This window comes from Bacillus sp. EU63, assembly GCF_038592915.1.
Classification (GTDB): domain Bacteria; phylum Bacillota; class Bacilli; order Bacillales; family Bacillaceae; genus Bacillus; species Bacillus velezensis.
This window is the reverse complement of record NZ_CP151944.1, coordinates 771,025-790,164: the sequence shown is the minus strand read 5'-3', so window position 1 is coordinate 790,164 and position 19,140 is coordinate 771,025. Positions and strand designations below refer to the sequence as shown.

Annotated in this window: 19 protein-coding genes; 10 read left to right on the top strand and 9 right to left on the bottom strand. The window is 48.3% G+C overall.

Going from position 1 to position 19,140, the window contains the following annotated elements:
* Positions 1–11: 11 nt before the first annotated feature.
* Entirely contained in the window at positions 12–872 is an 861-nt protein-coding gene (locus NYE38_RS04030) for an NAD(P)-dependent oxidoreductase (protein ID WP_224988625.1), read from the top strand.
* Between the two features lie 37 nt (positions 873–909).
* Here the strand turns inward: NYE38_RS04030 and pdaA are convergent, their stop codons facing one another.
* Together pdaA and NYE38_RS04020 are read right to left on the bottom strand one after the other, a co-directional pair.
* Positions 910–1,701, bottom strand: a complete 792-nt coding sequence (gene pdaA / locus NYE38_RS04025) for a delta-lactam-biosynthetic de-N-acetylase (RefSeq protein WP_160216778.1) — start codon at positions 1,699–1,701, stop codon at positions 910–912.
* A gap of 100 nt (positions 1,702–1,801) precedes the next feature.
* Positions 1,802–1,987, bottom strand: a complete 186-nt coding sequence (locus tag NYE38_RS04020) for an SE1561 family protein (protein WP_003155558.1) — start codon at positions 1,985–1,987, stop codon at positions 1,802–1,804.
* 146 nt (positions 1,988–2,133) lie between these two features.
* On the opposite strand from NYE38_RS04020, the gene yfkAB reads away from it, so the two are divergent.
* Both yfkAB and NYE38_RS04010 read left to right on the top strand, forming a co-directional pair.
* Entirely contained in the window at positions 2,134–3,255 is a 1,122-nt protein-coding gene (gene yfkAB / locus NYE38_RS04015) for a radical SAM/CxCxxxxC motif protein YfkAB (protein ID WP_014417201.1), read from the top strand.
* A 6-nt stretch (positions 3,256–3,261) separates the two neighbouring features.
* Positions 3,262–4,095 carry a mechanosensitive ion channel family protein gene (locus NYE38_RS04010; RefSeq protein ID WP_095061137.1) on the top strand — a complete coding sequence of 278 codons (834 nt, stop codon included), beginning with the start codon at positions 3,262–3,264 and terminating at the stop codon, positions 4,093–4,095.
* Positions 4,096–4,123: 28 nt separating this feature from the next.
* Here the strand turns inward: NYE38_RS04010 and NYE38_RS04005 are convergent, their stop codons facing one another.
* On the bottom strand, positions 4,124–4,918 hold the full coding sequence (locus NYE38_RS04005) for a YfkD famly protein (RefSeq protein ID WP_159353906.1): 795 nt from the start codon (positions 4,916–4,918) through the stop codon (positions 4,124–4,126).
* A 70-nt stretch (positions 4,919–4,988) separates the two neighbouring features.
* Entirely contained in the window at positions 4,989–6,044 is a 1,056-nt protein-coding gene (gene cax / locus NYE38_RS04000) for a calcium/proton exchanger (RefSeq protein ID WP_340803113.1), read from the bottom strand.
* 158 nt (positions 6,045–6,202) lie between these two features.
* On the opposite strand from cax, the gene NYE38_RS03995 reads away from it, so the two are divergent.
* Positions 6,203–7,381: an MFS transporter gene (locus tag NYE38_RS03995; protein ID WP_029974039.1), complete on the top strand. Its 1,179-nt coding sequence runs from the start codon at positions 6,203–6,205 to the stop codon at positions 7,379–7,381.
* Positions 7,382–7,415: 34 nt separating this feature from the next.
* Here NYE38_RS03995 and NYE38_RS03990 read toward each other — a convergent pair whose 3' ends face one another.
* Genes NYE38_RS03990 through NYE38_RS03975 form a run of 4 tightly spaced genes read right to left on the bottom strand, consistent with a single transcriptional unit; the run spans position 7,416 to position 9,232 of the window.
* A complete protein-coding gene (locus NYE38_RS03990) occupies positions 7,416–7,559 on the bottom strand; it encodes a hypothetical protein (protein ID WP_017419116.1) in 144 nt (47 codons plus the stop codon).
* A gap of 8 nt (positions 7,560–7,567) precedes the next feature.
* Positions 7,568–8,407: a YihY family inner membrane protein gene (locus tag NYE38_RS03985; RefSeq protein ID WP_340803114.1), complete on the bottom strand. Its 840-nt coding sequence runs from the start codon at positions 8,405–8,407 to the stop codon at positions 7,568–7,570.
* Between the two features lie 11 nt (positions 8,408–8,418).
* Positions 8,419–8,745, bottom strand: a complete 327-nt coding sequence (locus NYE38_RS03980) for a hypothetical protein (protein WP_095061139.1) — start codon at positions 8,743–8,745, stop codon at positions 8,419–8,421.
* A 13-nt stretch (positions 8,746–8,758) separates the two neighbouring features.
* Positions 8,759–9,232 carry a low molecular weight protein-tyrosine-phosphatase gene (locus NYE38_RS03975; protein WP_115941313.1) on the bottom strand — a complete coding sequence of 158 codons (474 nt, stop codon included), beginning with the start codon at positions 9,230–9,232 and terminating at the stop codon, positions 8,759–8,761.
* Between the two features lie 155 nt (positions 9,233–9,387).
* On the opposite strand from NYE38_RS03975, the gene NYE38_RS03970 reads away from it, so the two are divergent.
* From NYE38_RS03970 to NYE38_RS03950, 5 genes are all read left to right on the top strand, one after another.
* Complete coding sequence (locus NYE38_RS03970; protein WP_003155571.1) at positions 9,388–9,603, top strand: DUF1128 domain-containing protein; 216 nt, start codon at positions 9,388–9,390, stop codon at positions 9,601–9,603.
* Between the two features lie 331 nt (positions 9,604–9,934).
* The gene (locus NYE38_RS03965; RefSeq protein WP_007408506.1) at positions 9,935–11,128 is read left to right on the top strand and encodes an MFS transporter; all 1,194 of its coding nucleotides are present in this window, start codon (positions 9,935–9,937) and stop codon (positions 11,126–11,128) included.
* Between the two features lie 26 nt (positions 11,129–11,154).
* Positions 11,155–11,916 carry a type I 3-dehydroquinate dehydratase gene (gene aroD, locus NYE38_RS03960; RefSeq protein ID WP_340803115.1) on the top strand — a complete coding sequence of 254 codons (762 nt, stop codon included), beginning with the start codon at positions 11,155–11,157 and terminating at the stop codon, positions 11,914–11,916.
* Between the two features lie 65 nt (positions 11,917–11,981).
* Positions 11,982–12,866, top strand: coding sequence for a shikimate dehydrogenase (locus NYE38_RS03955; protein WP_088056278.1), 885 nt, complete (start codon positions 11,982–11,984; stop codon positions 12,864–12,866).
* 135 nt (positions 12,867–13,001) lie between these two features.
* Complete coding sequence (locus NYE38_RS03950; protein ID WP_340803116.1) at positions 13,002–14,033, top strand: LacI family DNA-binding transcriptional regulator; 1,032 nt, start codon at positions 13,002–13,004, stop codon at positions 14,031–14,033.
* Between the two features lie 20 nt (positions 14,034–14,053).
* On the opposite strand, the gene NYE38_RS03945 is transcribed toward NYE38_RS03950, so the two are convergent.
* The gene (locus NYE38_RS03945) at positions 14,054–14,569 is read right to left on the bottom strand and encodes a type 1 glutamine amidotransferase domain-containing protein (RefSeq protein ID WP_060562234.1); all 516 of its coding nucleotides are present in this window, start codon (positions 14,567–14,569) and stop codon (positions 14,054–14,056) included.
* A 220-nt stretch (positions 14,570–14,789) separates the two neighbouring features.
* Here NYE38_RS03945 and NYE38_RS03940 point away from each other — a divergent pair, with 220 nt between their 5' ends.
* On the top strand, positions 14,790–19,082 hold the full coding sequence (locus tag NYE38_RS03940; RefSeq protein ID WP_340803117.1) for a multifunctional 2',3'-cyclic-nucleotide 2'-phosphodiesterase/3'-nucleotidase/5'-nucleotidase: 4,293 nt from the start codon (positions 14,790–14,792) through the stop codon (positions 19,080–19,082).
* Positions 19,083–19,140: the final 58 nt, after the last annotated feature.

The window sequence follows — 19,140 nt, the reverse complement described above, 5'->3', positions numbered from 1 at the left end:
GGGACTGTGAAATGAAGATCGCCATCGTCGGACTCGGCAATATGGGCCGCCCCATCGCCGAAAATATCATGAAAGCCGGATACAGCCTGACTGTATATAACCGGACGAAAGAAAAAGCGGCTGACCTGCTGGATAAAGGGGCAGAATATGCCGAAACGCCCCGACAGGCAGCTGAACATGCCGACATCGTGCTGTCAATGCTGTCAGACGATGAAGCCGTAACAGACGTGACTTTCGGAGCTTGCGGCATTATTGCCGGGTTATCTGAAAACGGCATTCATATTTCGATGAGCACGATCAGTACAGCGCTGTCAGAACAGCTTTCCGCCGCACATTCGGGCAGAGGGCAGTCCTTTATCGCCGCTCCCGTCCTCGGCCGCCCCGATGCCGCTGAGAAGGCCGAACTCCGCATCATCACAGCCGGACCGGCAGAAGCGAAGAAAAAGGCCGAACCGCTGCTTAACATCCTGAGTCAGCAAGTATTGGACACTGGTGAAGAAACAAAAACGGCCAATGCCGCGAAAATCAGCGTCAATTTCTTGCTCGTTTCTATGCTGGAGGCGTTATCTGAATCATTCTTAATGATGGAGAAATACGGGTTAGAACGGAAACAATTTTTAGAAATCGCCGGCGCGCTCTTTGGCTCTCCCGTCTATCAAAATTACGGCACGATCATGGCTGATGAGAAATTTGAGCCGGCCGGTTTCAAAATGTCTTTAGGGCTCAAGGATACCAATCTGGCGCTCGCCGCCGCTGAACAGGTTTCCGCAAAACTCCCTCTTGCCGAGCTGGCCAAGAGCCATTTTGAAAGCGGGATCGCACAAGGCTTCGGGGATCTGGATTGGGCTGCACTGATTAAAAGCTTAAAATAACAAAATAACACCTCTCCATTACCAGGAGAGGTGTTTTCTACAGGCGCGGCAGCTTCATTTCTTTCTCAAACATCAGGTCATCAATGCTTTTAAACGTGTAGCCTTCTTTTTTCAAATCGGTAATGGCATCGTCCAGAGCTTCTGAATTGTCCTTTGAAACGGTGTGAAGAAGGTAGATCGCGCCGGGATGCGCCTGCTTTATCATGTGATTATAGGCATATTGTTTCCCTTTTTGCTCGTTAACCTTCCAGTCGACAAATGCGACGGACCAGAAAACGGTTTGGTAGCCGAGGCGCTTCGTTTCTTTGAGGACATATTCGCTGAATACGCCGCGCGGCGGACGGAGATACAGGTTGTCCCGCTTTCCGGTAATGTTGTACACAGCTTCCGTGACCGAATCGAGTTCGTCTTGAATCTGATCGCCCGTTTTTGTCGTCAGATCAGGATGATGAAAAGAATGATTGCCGATGATATGGCCTTCCTTTGACATCCGTTTAATCAAATCAGGCTGCTCTTTCACAAAATGACCTGTGACAAAAAAAGTGCCCGTGACGTGATGTTTTTTTAACACATCAAGCACTTTCGGGGTGTACCCATTTTCATATCCGTTATCAAACGTTAAATAGATGGTCTTTTCTTTCGTATTGCCCAAATAAAAGGCATCATATTTTTTGACCAGATTGTCCAGCTGTCTGCCGGCATCCGGCGGCTGATGATTGACGCTGCGTTTAAAGCCCCAGTTTATCCGTTCATTCGGCACGGCTTCTGCGCTGTTGATGCCTCCCGCAAGTAAAACGGCCATGCAGCAAATTGAACAAAACCATTTCATGACCAGCACTCCTTCTGCATTTTTCCTTATTTTGCAGTAGGCCCTGCCCTTTTATACAGCCGCATTATGGAAAAAGAAAAACCCCGGCATCCGCCGGGGTTTATTCCCAATCCTTTTTAAAGCGTTCGTATTTTGCTTCCAGATCATCAAGCATGCCGATGAGCCGGTCTATATCTTCAACGTCCGTTGATTCAGGGTCTAATGAATCAATGACATTCATAAACATATCGAGTCTGTTCTTTAGGTAATCGAGCTGCTGATCTTTGCTGTTTACTGCATTCCCCATACTTCCACTCCATTCATTTTTTATAATGGTAGCGTATTTTTTGCCGTTTTTCAATGGTTCCGCTACTTGCGATCTTGGCTGATCAGGTCTAAAATTAACAGTTGGCAGACGTTAGTATGCCCCATTTATAAAGGAGTTAGATAGTCATGACACAAAACACAACACTGCGTCCGATCACACCGGAGTACGATCCTTGGGAAGCGTACATGGATGTCGACCAGTATGGAGATATGAAACTGACGAACGTTGAATTCACAACGACGACTTTGTGCAATATGAGATGCGAGCACTGCGCCGTCGGGTACACGCTCCAGCCGAAAGACCCGAATGCGCTGCCGATCGACCTTTTATTAAAGCGGCTTGATGAAATTCCTCTGTTACGCTCTATCAGCATTACGGGCGGCGAACCGATGCTTTCGCTGAAATCGGTAAAGGAATACGTCGTCCCGCTTTTAAAATATGCGCATGAACGCGGCGTGCGCACACAGATCAATTCAAACCTGACGCTTGATATCGGGCGCTACGAACGGATTATTCCCTATTTGGACGTTCTTCACATTTCTCACAACTGGGGAACGGTCGAGGACTTTGCCGACATCGGATTTGCGATGATGGAGAAGAAACCGACATTTGAACAGCGGGCGCGCTATTTTGACAAAATGATTGAAAACAGCCGCACGCTGGTCGAAGCAGGTGTAATGGTTTCAGCGGAAACGATGCTCAACAAACGGACACTGCCGCATATCGAACATATTCACCGGCAAATTACCGAAGAAATGAAATGCCAGCGGCACGAAGTCCATCCGATGTATCCGAGTGATTTCGCCAGCGCGCTTGAATCACTCAGCCTGAAAGACATGAGACAGGCCATCCATCATCTGCTCGACATTCGAGATGAAGAGACATGGATGCTGTTCGGTACGCTCCCGTTTTACGCATGCAGTCCTGATGAAGAAGACCAGAAGCTTCTCCGCCGCCTGCGGGAAGCGAAAAACGTTACGGTGCGAAACGACCCTGACGGCCGCTCCCGCCTGAATGTCAACATTTTTGACGGAAATATCATTGTCACGGATTTCGGCGATACACCGCCGCTCGGCAATATTAAAACAGACAGCCTTCCTGAAGCATATGACAAGTGGAGACAGACAAAGCTGAGCAAAGAGCTGAACTGCCGCTGCACAAACGTCCGGTGCCTCGGCCCGAACGTCCTTGTCAAAAACAGTTATTATCAGGACACGGATTTTTCATTACGAAAAGCCAGAGGTTAACAAAAGATGGAAACGACAATTACGGACATTTTGAAAAGCAAAGTGGTTGAGATCATCATCGTCGCTCTCGTGCTTTACGCCGGTGTTTTTCTGATCAACCGCTTTGTTCAGGTGTTATTTAAACGCACAGATTTCTTAGAGGAACGGAAAGGGAAGACGATTGAGAGCCTCGTCCGGTCCATCACCCAGTATACGGCGACGATCGGTTTTATCTTTTACGTCATTTCTTTATTTGTTCATGATTTCGGCCGAATTTTAGCCGGGGCGGGCGTTGCCGGTATCGTCATCGGTTTCGGCGCCCAGTCGTTAATCAAGGACATTTTGGCCGGTATCTTTTTAATATATGAACGCCAGCTGCATAAAGGCGATTACGTGACGATTAACAATCTGTTCAACGGCACAGTGGAAGAAATCGGACTCCGTTCCCTCCAGATCCGTGAGTGGACCGGCAAGCTGCTTACCATATCTAACGGTGAGGTCAGACAGCTTCAAAACTATAACATTGATTATATGCGGATTACCGAGTCCGTCGTGATCAGTTACAAGGAAGATCCTGAACGGGTATATGCCATCTTAGAAAAAGCGTGTGACATGCTCAATGATGAGCTTCGCGATTCATTGAAACGGGATGAATTTCTCAATGCGGCGGAACCGTTTCAAGTGCATGGAATTATGAGTCTGAACAAATTAACCAGAGGCATAGAATTTACCGTCAAAGGCATGGTTCAAGACACAGAATACTTCTCGGCGAGCCTTGCGGTGAGACGCGTTCTTGCCCGGGAGCTGTACAACAACAATGTGCAATTGCTTGAGGAAATGTATCACACACAAAAAAGCTGATTCCCGAACCGGAATCAGCTTTTTTTATTTATCTCGGCTGCGCTGTCGTTTGAAAACCGAATGTGACATGATCCTGCACCGGAATCCAAGCCCCGATTCCTTGCGAAGTCACATTTTTGACGACAAGTTTCCGCTTGCTGCCTTTCAGCACCAAATACACTTCACCGTATGTTACTTTTCCTTTTTCATTAACGGCCGGAGCGTAGGCGTGCAGGTAGCCGAGCCGCTGCGGAGAAATTTTGTAGGTTTGATCGCGTTTTGTGCCTGCGCCGATAACCGTTTCAAACGCGAGCGGCAGTTTTGTTTTCTTCATCGCTTTTTGCATCATCATGCTTTTTACGTCTTCTGCGTTCGGCACCTTCGCTGTGAGCCCGCCTTTGATTTTGTATTGCTGTTCTTGGGCGTATGAGATAACCGCGGTTTGCTGCCCGCCCCGGTTATCCGCTCTGTTTGTGTTGATTTTTTTATATTCCCAGTTGGCGACCGTTTCGTTCGATTGATAGCCGAGCGCCCATTTCCCGAGAAATATTGTCGCCCGGTATCCGATGGCAAGCGGTGAACCGGAAACCAAGGATTCATTCAGCATTTTAATCAGATGCGGATTTTCGATGTTGATCTCTGATGTATCTAACAATTCCTTTGCCAGTTTGCTCGGCTGAAGCATCGGCTGGTCCTGTGAGGCATTCGGATACGTATTTTCCTTTGAAATGCTTACGACAGAGTTGGGAACTTTAAACGGTTTTTTTGCACCGGCAGACGGCGTTGCGAAAAAACTAAAGGATAACAGCAGAATCAGTGTGGCATGAAACAGCTTTCTCATCATATCACTCTTTCTATAGCATTTTCCTTTAGTCTTTTCCTCCGCAATCGTTGTTATCCGCATTTTTTACAGGTTAAAGCAGGAAAAAACCGATCGCCATGATGACATAGGCGGCAAGGAGTGTAGCCCCTTCAAACCAGTTCGAATCACCGTCATTTGAAATCATCGTCATCAAAAGGACGGATGAGATCATCGCGACAAGCTCGGGCAATGTGAATACAAGCAGCATATTGACCGGAAAAAAGATGGAACAGATCACAAGAACCGGAGCCACAAACATGGCGATCTGCAAAGTCGAGCCTACCGCGATTTCAACGGCGACATCCATTTTGTCTTTGTACGCCATAGTAATCGCCGACGCATGCTCTGCGGCATTTCCGACGATTGCGACGATAATCACTCCGATAAACAGCTCGCTCCAGCCGAACTGTTCAGCCACCGCATGAAACGTATGGACAAGGTTTTCAGATATGTAGGCGACGATAATGGTTGAAATAAATAAGACGGCTGTCGCTCTTTTCCCCGACCACTCAGGCTGCTCCTCTTCTTCCTTTGCCTCCGGCTGATTCGGCTGATAAACACCGCGGTGGGTGACGAGCTTGAAATAAAGAGCTGCCACGTACAAAAGGATCATGATGATGCTGATGCCGACACTCAAATCAAGCTTGTTTTTTTCCCCCATATCCATGGAAAACACTTCGGGAATGACAAAAGCTACGATAATGGCAAAAATCAGCAGGCCAGAATTATGCCGGGCATCATGAATATTGAATTCCTGCCGCTTGTATTTCAAACCGCCGATAAAAAACGACAATCCCGCGACGAGCAGAAGATTGCCGAGCACCGAACCGGTCAGTGAAGCAAGCACGATGCCCGTCAGCCCTTCTTTTAGGGCAAAAAGCGATATAATCAGCTCTACCGCATTGCCGAACGTGGCATTCAGCAGACCGCCGATCCGCGGTCCCGCGATAATGGCAAGAGATTCGGTCGCTCTCCCCATATAACTTGCAAGCGCAATAATCGTCAAGCAATAAATAATAAACAAAACCGCTGACGGCCAGTGCATCAGGCCGCCGATGACTGAAAGCGGCACTCCCGCCGCAGCCGTAAAGAAAAAAATCCGATTCATATCTGCCTGGCTCCTTTTTTCGAATGAGTCTTTTTATATCCTTCTCAAAAACTCCCTCAATTACACTTCCGCGGCAGCCCGAATTGGCATTTTCAGGTTGCCGGACGCAGCAAATCCGTGTACGATCAAGAAAGAGACTGAAGAAGGAGAAATACGCGATGTCACGACTGTACTTCTTTATTTTGGTTCTGCTTGTTTCCATCTCCGGATTTTCCCAAGGCATGCTTCTGCCGGTGATCTCCGTCATTTTTGAAACGAACGGAGAATCCGCAGCCATAAACGGACTTCACGCAACCGGCCTTTATATCGGTGTGCTTCTGGCGTCGCCGTTTATGGAGGCCCCGCTGCGCAAGCTCGGATTCAAACCTCTGATGGTCATGGGCGGATTTCTTGTTATCATCAGCTTATTCAGTTTTATTTGGCTTCAATCCATATGGTTATGGTTTTTTCTGCGGCTGCTTATCGGAATCGGGGATCATATGCTGCATTTTTCAACCCAAACGTGGGTGACGTCAAAGTCAACGCCCCGAAACAGAGGAAGAAACATTTCGCTGTACGGACTGTCCTTCGGGCTTGGATTCGCTGTCGGCCCGTTCATGGTCCCTCTTGTGAAAACAAGTCCGTCCCTTCCGTTTATCGTATCCGGCTGTATCAGTCTTGCCGCCTGGCTGTTTGTGTTTGCCTTACGTAACGAGTACCCGGCGCAAGGTCCGGATGAAACATCCGGGGATAACAGCGCAAAACGGTTTTACCGCGCTCTTCTTTTCGGCTGGGTCGCTTTTCTCCCGGCTTTCGGGTACGGTTTTTTAGAAACGGCGCTGAACGGAAGCTTTCCCGTGTACGCCCTGCGTTTAGGCATATCCGTTGATGCCGTCGCGCTGATATTGCCCGCTTTTGCTATCGGAAGTATTGTATTCCAGTTCCCTCTCGGTTTATTAAGCGATCGATTCGGGAGAAAACGTGTCCTGCTCGTCATCTTATTAACGGGTGCCCTTTGCTTTTTGACGGCCGGACTGTTTCCGTCGCCTTCTGTCATCGGCTGCTGCTTTTTCACGGCGGGAATGGCGGTCGGCAGTATGTTTTCCCTCGGCATCAGCTATATGAGCGACCTGCTGCCGTCCCATCTGCTGCCGGCGGGCAATCTGCTCTGCGGCATTTCCTTCAGCCTCGGCAGCATGATCGGCCCGGTGGCGGGCGGCTGGTATATGCAGCGGTTTGAAAGCGCCAACTTGTTTTACTTTATTACGGTGATTCTGGTCTGTATTTGGCTTGCGCTCGTCTTCGGGAAAACAAAGCACAGTCCCGCATCCGAATCCCATTCTTTTCCGGCCTCATAAAAAAGCCGCCTGATCTGAGTCAGGCGGCTTCTTTCTAGTGGTATCCGTTCTGCCCGTTAGCGCTTCCGCTTGTTTTATTCTTCGGGCCGTTTTTTGAGTTTTGTTTATTATGGCTTCCGCCTTTTTTCGTATGCTTGGTCATAATCGATTCCCCTCCGTTTTTCAGCTTGAACGTCATCCGTTCCTCTATAGCTTGCTCCCGCGGTACGGATTTTCATCAGGAAGCTTTTTACGTTTATGTAAAAGCGCGTTGATTTCTCCTCCTAAAATCAGCAGTGTTCCCGTAAGATAAAACCAGATCATAAGGACGATAATTCCCCCGATGCTCCCGTATGTGGCGCTGTAGTTGGCAAAGGTGCCGACGTAAAATGAGAACAGCATACTGACGATAATCCAGCCGGCTGCCGCGAATACGGCTCCCGGCAGCACAAAACGGAGAGAAAGCCTTTTATTCGGCGCGAAAATGTAAAGCGCGGTAAACACGATTAAAAGGATAAGCGGACTGATACCCCAGCGGACAACCGACCATACCTGCAAAAACAGGCCGGAGGCGCTGATGAAATCTGCGGCCAGCATTCCGATTTCTCTGCCGAACACCGGCAGAAGCAATGCGATTAAAATCGTAACCACCATCGCGATGGTTAAAAAAAATGAGGTCAGGCGAATGATGATAAATGAGCGGTTTTCCTCGACTTCGTAGGCATGGTTAAATGCTCTGACAATCGCGTTCATACCATTCGAAGCCGACCAGATGACGGCGATAATCCCGAATGACAAAAGTCCGCCGCTGCGCTTGTTCAGCGTTTGCTCCGTAATGGATTTCACCATGGACATGGCGCTGTCGGGCGCGTATTGATCGACCGCCCCGAGCACGTCTTCTGCCGATATGGGAAGATAGGCGGTGAGCGTCAGCATGAAAATCATCAACGGAAACAATGACAGCAGGAAAAAATACGCCAGCTCCGCCGATTTACTTTGTCCTTCATGCAGAGAAAACCTTGCAAACAGCTCCTTTATAAAACGCATGACATCCCACCTCAATGATCGTTTTTCGAAAAATGCTCCTTCGTTTCTTTTAACAGGTCAATGACCTGCGGCGTCGTCTGCTTCAGCTTGGTGATCTGCCCGTTTAAAAAACCCAGATCTTCCGATACGGTATTGGCGATGATTTTCACTTGATCCAGTTTTGCAGAAGCCTGCTGTTTCAGGGCTTCAGGATGTTTCCGGTAAAATGCCGCACGGCGCCTGCACGCGTCCATGTTCCGGAAACAGGCCTCTCTCGTCGGCTTATGTAATAAGGACAGTGCTCCTCCGGCGGCAGCGCCGATCAGAATCGCTTTTGCCATGATGCGTGTCTGCTTCATCGGTCAATCCCCCTTATAAATGATGGTCTTTCTTTATTGTCTCCAGCAAATGACGGCACCCGGATTCGACCAAAGCGTACACCTCGCTGAAATTCCCGGTATAATACGGATCGGGCACGTCCGCAAGGTCCGACTCCGGTACATAATCAAGCAGCCTTGCAATACGCGGCGCCGCTTTTTTATAACCGGCCATGCTGCGCAGATGTCCGATATTTTCTGCATCCATCGCAATGACGTAATCAAAATCGGTCAGATCAGACTCACGGACCTGCCTCGCCGTGATGCCGCTTGCGCTGATCCCTTTCTTCTCCAGGATCTCCTTTGTCCCTTCATGCGGCGGATTTCCCGCATGCCAGGCGCCGATTCCCGCTGAATCAATGTTAATCTGCCCGTTCAGCCCGTTTTTCTTCACCATATCAGAAAATACCGCCTCTGCCATAGGCGACCGGCAAATATTTCCCAGACAGACAAACAGCACATGTATCATATCGATAACCTCCCTATTCTTTCCCCGCATTTTGAGGATCAAAAACCTTATCATCATCTTAGCAACTTTTCTGCGGCTGTGGAAATAAGCTTTTATTCTAAATGAATTCTGTTAGAATAAAGGGTACGAAAAAGGTCATGAAAGGATGCATGAATTTGCCGAGCCAACAAACAGAAACGTTAAACAAAATGATTGAAGACATTTCGCAAAAGCTCAACATGCTCAATGTCGGCGTCATCAGAGCGGAAGATTTCAGTGATGAAAAAATAGAAGATCTTACATACCTTCATCAAATGGTCATGAAAAAAGCATCATTCAGCCCGAGTGAAATGCAGGCCATTGCCGAGGAGCTCGCCTCTCTCAGAAAATAAACCCATGTCAGACCTGCCGAAAAACGGCAGGTCTTTTTTTGATTTAAAAAAAGTAAAAAAAGTTCATCGGTTTGACACATATAAAAAGAAGGAGTATAGTAACTGTGAACTTGGTAGAACGATATACTAAATGAGCGGGCCGCTTCTCTTTTTTTATTTAGTAGAACGATATACTCATTGTGATCTCAGCGTTATTCAAGTTTGTTTTGCAACCGTTTTATCAAACAGTTTTCAAAGAAAGGCAGTGGTTCAATAAAGGGGAATCGTGCTGTTCTTTTATCAATTTAAAAAATAATTTAATTCTTTATTAACCGCATTAGGGGATGTCATCATGAAAAACATATACACCAAAATGGCAGCGGGTCTTTATATTAACTATTTCCTGCTGGGCATGATCAATATTATTATCGCATCCAATATGGAGGCATTATCAAAACAGCTTCATACATCCGCAGCCGGGGTCAGCTATTTGGTCTCCGCCATCGGAATCGGGAAGCTGATTTCGCTTCTGTTTGCCGGGAAGCTTTCGGATACATTCGGGAGACGGCCGTTTATCGTATCGGGCGCCTTTCTGTATCTGATTTTCCTAATCGGAATTCCGCTTTCGACAAACTATACAGCCGCGTTTATCTTCGCCATTTTCGCCGGGATCGCCAATTCCTTTTTGGATTCCGGGACATATCCGGCGCTTATTGAAGGATTTCCGAAAAACGCAAGCTCTGCAACCGTGTTAATCAAAGCGTTTGTATCCATCGGCGCGACGGTGCTTCCGTTTTTTATCGCGTTTATTGCGGACAGGCATTTGTTTTACGGCTGGACGTTTTTCGTACCAGGCATTATTTTCTTCCTGAACGGCTTTTTCCTGTTAAAAGTTCCGTTTCCGAATCATAAGCAAAAAGAAGACGGCGGCCGGACGGAAGCCTCTCCGTCTGATGACGCGTTCACATCACAGCCGTCGATATGGCGCGAAGGCCTTGCGATCATTCTGTTAGGCTTTTCATCTACGGCGCTGTTTATGCTCGTTCAAGTATGGCTTCCTAAGTTCGGGCAAACCGTTTTGGGCATGCCTGAGGTGCAGGCCGTCAAATTGTTGAGCTATTACAGCATCGGGGCGCTTGTATCCGTATTATTGCTGGCTGTGCTGTTAAACAGAGTGATTCAGCCGATTACGGTAATGGTGCTGTACCCTGTGATCGCGGCAATCGCGCTGCTTGCTCTGATTTTCATTCATCAGCCGGCCGTATCAGTCATCAGCTCCTTTGTCATCGGACTTTCAACTGCGGGCATTCTGCAATTGGCGATGACGGTTATGGCTGTTTTATTCCCTAAAAATAAAGGTACGATCACATCTTTTGTTAATATAGCATCAAGCTTATCTTTTATTGTCATTCCGCTTGTAACGGGAGCGATATCCAAAGCGGCCGGCCTGACGCCTGTTTTTCTGCTTGATATCGGAATTGCGGCCGTCAGCGCCCTTCTCGCATTGTTTATCGGAATCCGCTTTAAGCAAGTGATGAAAGCCTGACTATTTTTTAAGGGAGAGGATTTATCATGCAATCTATCACGATCAGAAACACGGTCATCGGCGAAGGGCTTCCGAAGATCATTGTGCCGCTGATGGCGGCCGGAGAGAAAGAACTGCTCGAAGAAACGGAAGCCGTCAACAGGCTTCGCCCGGATATCATTGAGTGGCGGGCGGATGTATACGAGCACGTTGACAGCCTGGACGCCGTAAAAGGCATGCTTGAAAAGCTGCGGAAAGCCGCAGGCGCAACACCGCTGCTTTTCACATTCAGAACCCATAAAGAAGGCGGAAATAAAGTTATTGATGACCGCTTTTACATTGAATTGCTTAAAACCGCCATCGAAACAAAACATATTGACCTTGCAGACGTTGAGTTGTTTACGGGAGAAGCGGAAGTCAAATCAATTGTGAAAACCGCTGAAGATAACGGCGTATATGTCGTCATGTCCAATCATGATTTTCATCAGACACCGAAAAAAGAAGAAATCATTTCCCGGCTGCGGAACATGCAGGCGTACGGCGCGCACATTCCGAAAATCGCGGTGATGCCGCAAAGCACTGAAGATGTTTTCGTCTTATTGGATGCCACTCACACGATGAAAACACAATACGCAGACCGGCCGATCATCACGATGTCAATGGCGGGAACAGGCCTGATCAGCCGCCTGGCCGGCGAAGTCTTCGGCTCAGCGTGCACGTTCGGAGCGGGCAAAGAAGCATCAGCGCCCGGACAGATTCCCGTTGAAGAATTGCGCAGCGTACTCAGCATTTTTAATAAACATATGTAATCAGCGTTTTTCTGCCCTCAAAGCGGGATGAAAAACAAATGAATGGACTAACGGAGGAATACATCATGAAGAAAGATTTAGGACGGATTAACGGAAAAACTCAGCTTATCGGATTATTCGCGACACCGATCGGACACTCTTTATCTCCGGCGATGCACAACCTGGCGTTTAAAAAATTAGGATTGAACTACGCTTACCTCGCGTTTGAAGTCGGCAATGAACAGCTGGAAGATGTGGTAACGGGAATGCGCGCCTTAAACGTCAGAGGCTTCAATGTCTCGATGCCGAACAAGATGAACATTCTCCCTTACCTCGATGAACTCGCGGATTCAGCGAAATTCACCGGCGCGGTGAATACAGTCGTTAATGAAAACGGCAGACTGATCGGACACTCGACTGACGGTATGGGATACGTCCGCAACTTAAAAGAACACGGCATCGATATCACAGGCAAAAAAATGACGCTGGTCGGTTCCGGCGGGGCCGCCACTCCGATAGCGATTCAATCCGCATTGGAAGGCCTCGGAGAAATCTCTATTTTCGCCCGTAATGACGCGTTTTTCGAAAAAGCGGAAGAAAACGTCCGCATCATCAATGAAGAAATGAAGGGATCTTCTTGCAAAGCGAAAGTCTTCCCGCTCGAAGATCAAGATGCGCTGCGTGCTGAAATCGCTTCAAGCGATATTTTCACAAACGGAACAGGTGTCGGCATGAAACCGCTTGAAGGCTTGAGCGTCATTGAAGATACATCCATGCTCCGTCCTGATTTGCTTGTGACAGACGTCGTTTACAACCCCGTTACGTCGAAATTGCTTGAACAAGCTCAAGCGGCCGGCTGCAGCACCATTAACGGCCTCGGCATGATGCTTTGGCAGGGCGCCATGGCGTTTGAATATTGGACAGGCCGTGAAATGCCGGTTCAGTATATTAAAGAGCAAATGTTTGAATAACCTATTGTAATAGAAGCGCCGAAGGACACTCCGTCTTCCGGCGCTTTGTCATTTTCTCCCCTCTCTCTTTCTTCTCATGCGCCAAAACGCTTATAATGGATGTAACGAATAAAAACCAAGTGAGGAATGCGACGTATGAAACAGCAAAAAAAACGCCGGGTGACATTGCAGCAGGTCGCTGAGCATGCCGGCGTCTCAACATCCACCGCTTCATTAATCGTCCGCAACAATCCGCGAATTTCCGAAGCGACCCGTGAGAAAGTGCTGCAATCCATGCGGGAGCTGGGGTACGTATATGATCGGGTCGCCGCGAATTTACGATCACAGACGTCCACAACGGTAGGATTGATTATTACTGACATTTCCAATACGTTTTTCTCAGAGTTTCTGATCGGCGTTCAGAATACGCTTGAGGAAGTCGGATTAACGGTGCTGTTAGGCACGACATTTGATTCCGTCGCCAAGCAGGAGCAGCTGATCTCGACCATGCTGGAGCACAGGATCGGCGGATTGATTTTGTGTCCGGTTTCAGGTACAGCTGAGGAAACCCTTTCCCGCCTCGAGCAGCTTGACATTCCGGTCGTGCTCGCCGTCAGGGAGATTGCCGATGCAGATTGTGATTTTGTCGGAGCCGATTATGAGGAAGGCACCTATAAGGCAGTGCGTCATTTCATTGAGAAAGGCCATCAGGAGATTGCGTTTCTGGGCGGCGTGAAGCACTCATCAACATGGACGAAGCGTATGAAAGGGTTTAAAAAAGCGCTCCGTGAAGCGGATCTGGAAGTGAAAAATGAATATGTCATTGACAGCATGCCGACCCGCGAAGCAGGCTGTGAGGCCGTGACGGAGCTCCTCCGCCGGTCTGAGCGCCCGACCGCGATTTTCTGCTTCAGTGATTTGGTCGCGTTCGGCGTCATGCAAGGGATCAGAAAAGCCGGGCTCGTTCCGGGCGAAGATATTGACATTGTCGGCTTTGATAACGTGCCGGAAGCTGAAATTTCTTATCCCCCGCTTACAACCGTTTCTTCCTTTCCGCGGCAGTCGGGAAAAGAAGCGGCTCAATTGCTGCATCATAAAATCACCAATGCCCAGCACAAAAAACAACGCATTATTCTGGCGCCTGAGCTGGTCATCCGGGAATCTTCACAAAAAAAGCGGAACGCCTGATACGGCGCTCCGCTTTTATATTACGCAAGCAGTTTTAATGATTCGCGGTTGAATGCCGGAATGTCATCCGGTGTGCGGCTTGTGACCAGCTGGTTCTGGCAGACGACGACTTCTTCATCCACAACATTCGCGCCCGCGTTTTCCATGTCGATTCGGATTGATGTAAACCCTGTCGCTTTGCGCCCGTCCAATGCTCTCGCGTTGATGAGAAGCTGCGGTCCGTGGCAGATAGCGAACACCGGTTTTTTATCATCCATAAACGCTTTGGCAAATTGGACGAAACGGTCATCCGCACGCAGCATGTCAGGAGAGAATCCGCCCGGGATCAGCAATGCGTCAAAGTCTTTCGGATTCACATCATCGATGGACGCGTCCACTTTCACTTCCGCTTCCCCTTGTTTGCCTTTGACTGTTTTTCCTTTCTCCTGTTCAATTACGGTTAATTCATGACCCGCATCTTTAAAAGCTTTCGCAGGTTCAGTATACTCGACATCCTCAAAGTAATCCGTTAATACAACTGCAATTTTTTTACCCATAGTTACTACCTCCTGCTTGATGAAGTCTACATAAATCCATGTACCCCAGCCACACTAACATCAAACATAGGTAACGCGTTTACCGCCCGCCTGTTTTACATAGGTCATTATCCTCATTTTTTATCTTTTTACAAGAATCATCATGAAATCTATATAAACTTTCACAAAATATTCTTACAATGGTACTACATGACAAAATTTGTTGAAAGGTGGAGAACAGGTGAGAATACAGAAAAGACGATGCAGCGTCAATAAGACACTCCGTATTCTGCTGCCCCTAGTTATGATACTTAGTCTAATCCTCCCAATCACACCCATTAAAGCAGAAGAAAACAAATCCTCCAGTGTGAATCTCAGCATTTTAGCCACAACTGACGTTCACGCTAACATGATGGACTACGATTACTACAGCGACAAACCGACAACGGAATTCGGGCTGGCCCGAACGGCTCAGCTTATTGAGAAGCACAGGCGCGAAAACCCGAATACGCTGCTTGTCGATAACGGAGATCTGATTCAGGGCAATCCCCTCGGAGAATACGCCGTAAAATATGAGAAAAATGATATCATTTCAGGCGCAAAGACCCATCCGATCATTGAAGTGATGAACAGTCTGCATTATGACGCAGGAACACTCGGCAATCATGAATTTAATTACGGGCTTGAATTCCTGGACGGGACAATCAAAGGCGCTGATTATCCGATCGTTAATGCTAATGTGAAAACAGTAAGCGGCGAAAACCGTTATACGCCTTATGTCATAAAAGACAAAACCGTCACGGATGAAAACGGCGGCAAGCATCAGCTAAAAGTCGGCTACATCGGCTTTGTTCCTCCTCAGATCATGACGTGGGATAAGAAAAATCTCGAAGGCCGCGTTCAGGTCGAGGACATTGTGGAATCCGCAAAGAAAACCGTTCCGAAAATGAAAGCTGAAGGAGCCGATATCGTCATCGCCCTCGCCCACAGCGGTATCGAAAAAAAAGCGCAGTCTTCCGGAGCGGAAAACGCCGTTTTTGACCTGGCAACGAAAGTCAGCGGAATTGACGCGATCGTATCCGGCCATCAGCACGGGCTTTTCCCTGATGCCGAATACAAAGGCGCTGCTCAATTCGACGTCGATAAAGGCACGATTAACGGCATCCCCGTTGTTATGTCAAGCAGCTGGGGCAAATATGCGGGCGTCATCGACCTCCGGCTTGAAAAAACAGACAGCGCGTGGCATGTGGAAGATGCAAAAGGCAGCATCAAGCCGATTGCCGGCAATGTGACGTCGGAAAACGAAACCGTCGTCAATACCGTCAAAAAAGCGCACGAAGGCACTTTGAAATACATCAGAGAACCCGTCGGCCAGACAAAAGCCGATATCAACAGTTTTTTCGCCCAAGTCAAAGATGATCCGTCCATTCAAATCGTAACGGATGCGCAAAAATGGTACGCCGAAAATAAGATGAAGGATACGGAGTACAAAGATCTGCCTATCCTCTCGGCGGGCGCCCCGTTTAAAGCCGGCGGGCGGAACGGCTCAAACTACTATACAAACATTTCCGCTGGCGACCTCGCCATCAAAAACATCGGCGATTTGTACCTGTATGACAACACGGTTCAGATCGTCAAGCTGAACGGAAGCGAAGTGAAAGACTGGCTCGAAATGTCCGCGGGGCAATTTAATCAGATCGATCAGGCAAAAGGCGGCAGCCAAGCGCTTTTAAATGACGCCTACCGTTCATACAATTTTGATGTCATTGACGGTGTCACCTATCAGGTCGATGTCACAAAACCGGCGAAATACAACGAAAACGGAACAGTCATTCATCCCGATGCAAGCCGGATCGTCAACCTTTCTTATCAAGGAAAGCCCGTCAGCGCCAAGCAGAAATTTCTGATCGTCACAAATAATTACCGCGCTTCAGGCGGCGGAGGATTCCCTCACTTAAGCAATGACAAAATCGTATACTCTTCTGCCGATGAGAACAGGCAGGTCTTAATGGATTACATCATCCAGCAGAAAACGATTAATCCGCAGGCTGATCATAACTGGTCCTTTCTTCCGGTCAAAGGGACAAACCTGACATTTGAATCTTCCTTGGCCGCAAAGCCGTTTGCCGACCGCGCAGATGACGTCGCCTATATCGGTGAATCACAAAACGCGGGCTACGGACAGTACAAGCTCCAATTCAAAGATGATGGACCGGGCACAGATCCGCCGAAAGATGACGCATGGAAACTCACCGTTATGCATACAAATGACACGCACGCCCACCTTGATAACGCGGCGAGGCGGATGACGAAAATCAAAGAAATCAGAAGCGAAACCGACCGCAGTATTTTGCTGGATGCGGGAGACGTTTTCTCAGGCGATCTCTATTTCACAAAGTGGCAGGGGCTGGCTGATTTAAAATTGATGAACAGCATGGGCTACGACGCAATGACCTTCGGAAATCATGAGTTTGATAAAGGTCCGGGTGCTCTCGCCAGCTTCCTGAGCGGTAACGGTAGCGCGTCTGACCCATCCGGGAAATACAATTTTCAAGCGCCTGACTTTCCGCTCGTCAGCTCAAATGTCGATGTGTCCAAAGAGTCAAAACTCAGACCATTCATGAAAAAAGCAGACACATTTACGGCAGGGAAAAAGAAAAAAGCAGGCATCTATCCATATATTCTGCTTGATGTAAACGGAGAAAAAGTCGCCGTGTTCGGCTTGACGACAGAAGATACGTCCGTCACATCAAGCCCGGGAAAAAGCATTGTCTTTCATGATGCCTTCCAATCCGCACAAGATACAGTAAAAGAAATACAGAACAAGGAACATGTCAATAAAATTATCGCCCTGACCCATATCGGGCATCAGCGTGATCTCGATCTTGCCAAAAAGGTAAAAGGCATCGACTTAATCGTCGGCGGACATACGCATACGCTTGTAGATAAAATGGAAATTGTCAAAAACGAAGAGCCGACCATCGTCGCCCAAGCAAAAGAATACGGCGAATATTTAGGCCGTGTCGATGTCGCATTTGACAAAAACGGCGTCGTTCTGCCGGAACAATCCTCTCTTCAAGCGCTGCCGGTGAATGAGCAGACGAAAGAAGACCCGGATCTGAAAAAAGAGCTTGATCCGTTTAAAAAAGAGCTCGTCTCAGTTAAAAATGAAAAAGTCGGTTCAACGAAGGTCGCACTTGACGGCCGGCGCGAGCATGTCCGCTCCAAAGAAACCAATCTCGGAAACTTCATCGCGGACGGCATGCTGCAAAAAGCGAAGGAAGCGGCCGGCGCCCAAATCGCGATCACAAACGGGGGCGGCATCCGCGCGGGCATTGATAAAGGAGACATCACCCTCGGCGACGTGCTGAATGTGATGCCGTTCGGCAACACGCTTTACGTCGCGGATTTAACCGGAAAACAGATCAAACAAGCCCTGGAACAAGGGTTAAGCGGAATTGAAGCTCAAGGCGGCGCCTTCCCTCAAGTTGCCGGTTTAACATACACGTTTACACTGAATAAAAAGCCGGGACACCGCGTTCTTCAAGCTGCGGCCGTACAGGATGACGGCAGTGTAAAGCCGATTTCTGATAAGAAGACATACAGAGTCGCCACCAGTAACTTTGTCGGTGAAGGCGGAGACGGATATTCCGTCTTTAACGAAGCGTCCCATAAAGAAGACCTTGGCTTTGCCGACTATGAGGTCTTCGTTGAGCAGCTTGAAAAAGCGGGAAAAGCGGTGGAACCGAAAGTTGACGGCCGCGCGCAGGAAGTGTACCTGCCGACGAGACAAAAAAACGATTCGTGGACGCTTGAAGATGACAGCGCATTTGCCGTCTATGCCAAAAACGCCAACACGCCGATCGTGTATTACGATAAAAATGACGGCGCCAAAAAGCCGATTGATCTCAGCGTGACCAAAAAACAAATCGGCCTGTTAAAGGACAGAACATCGGATTCTTCCCTTACGATCCTGCATGACAAGTTCAGCATGAAAATGCCGATGGCAAACGCTGCTTCAGCTGATACACGATTCGGCGTGACGCCGAAAGGAAAAGTAAGCGGGGCGCTTTCAAATGTATACGACTTTACAATGAAGCAGAAAAACAAAGACATCAAAACATTCAAAGCGCCGGTAAAGCTCACCCTGCGCATTGAGAATACGAAAAAGGCGAAACAGCCGGGCATTTACCATGTAGACCGGAAAAAGAACGTCTATACAAAAACAGACAACGGTTCGGTTTCACACGATCTCGTCACGGGCTATACAAATCATTTCAGTGAATACACCATATTAAACGCAAACACGAAGAGCGCGCCGCCGACAAGCGGAGATCACGGCTCCGGAAAGCAGCCAAGCGGACAAAAACCGTCATCCGGCCCTGCGCAGGACGGAGTATCGCCGGGCGGCCTGCTTCCTGATACGGCCACAACGATGTATTCCATCCTTCTTGCCGGGTTACTCATCAGCGCGCTCGGAACCGCACTGTATCTGTATCAAAGAAGAAAAGCAAAAAAAGTGAACGAAGCATAAAAAGACCGCTTTTATCGGGCGGTTCATCCCAAGAGCTCTCCTGATCTGATTTCAGGGG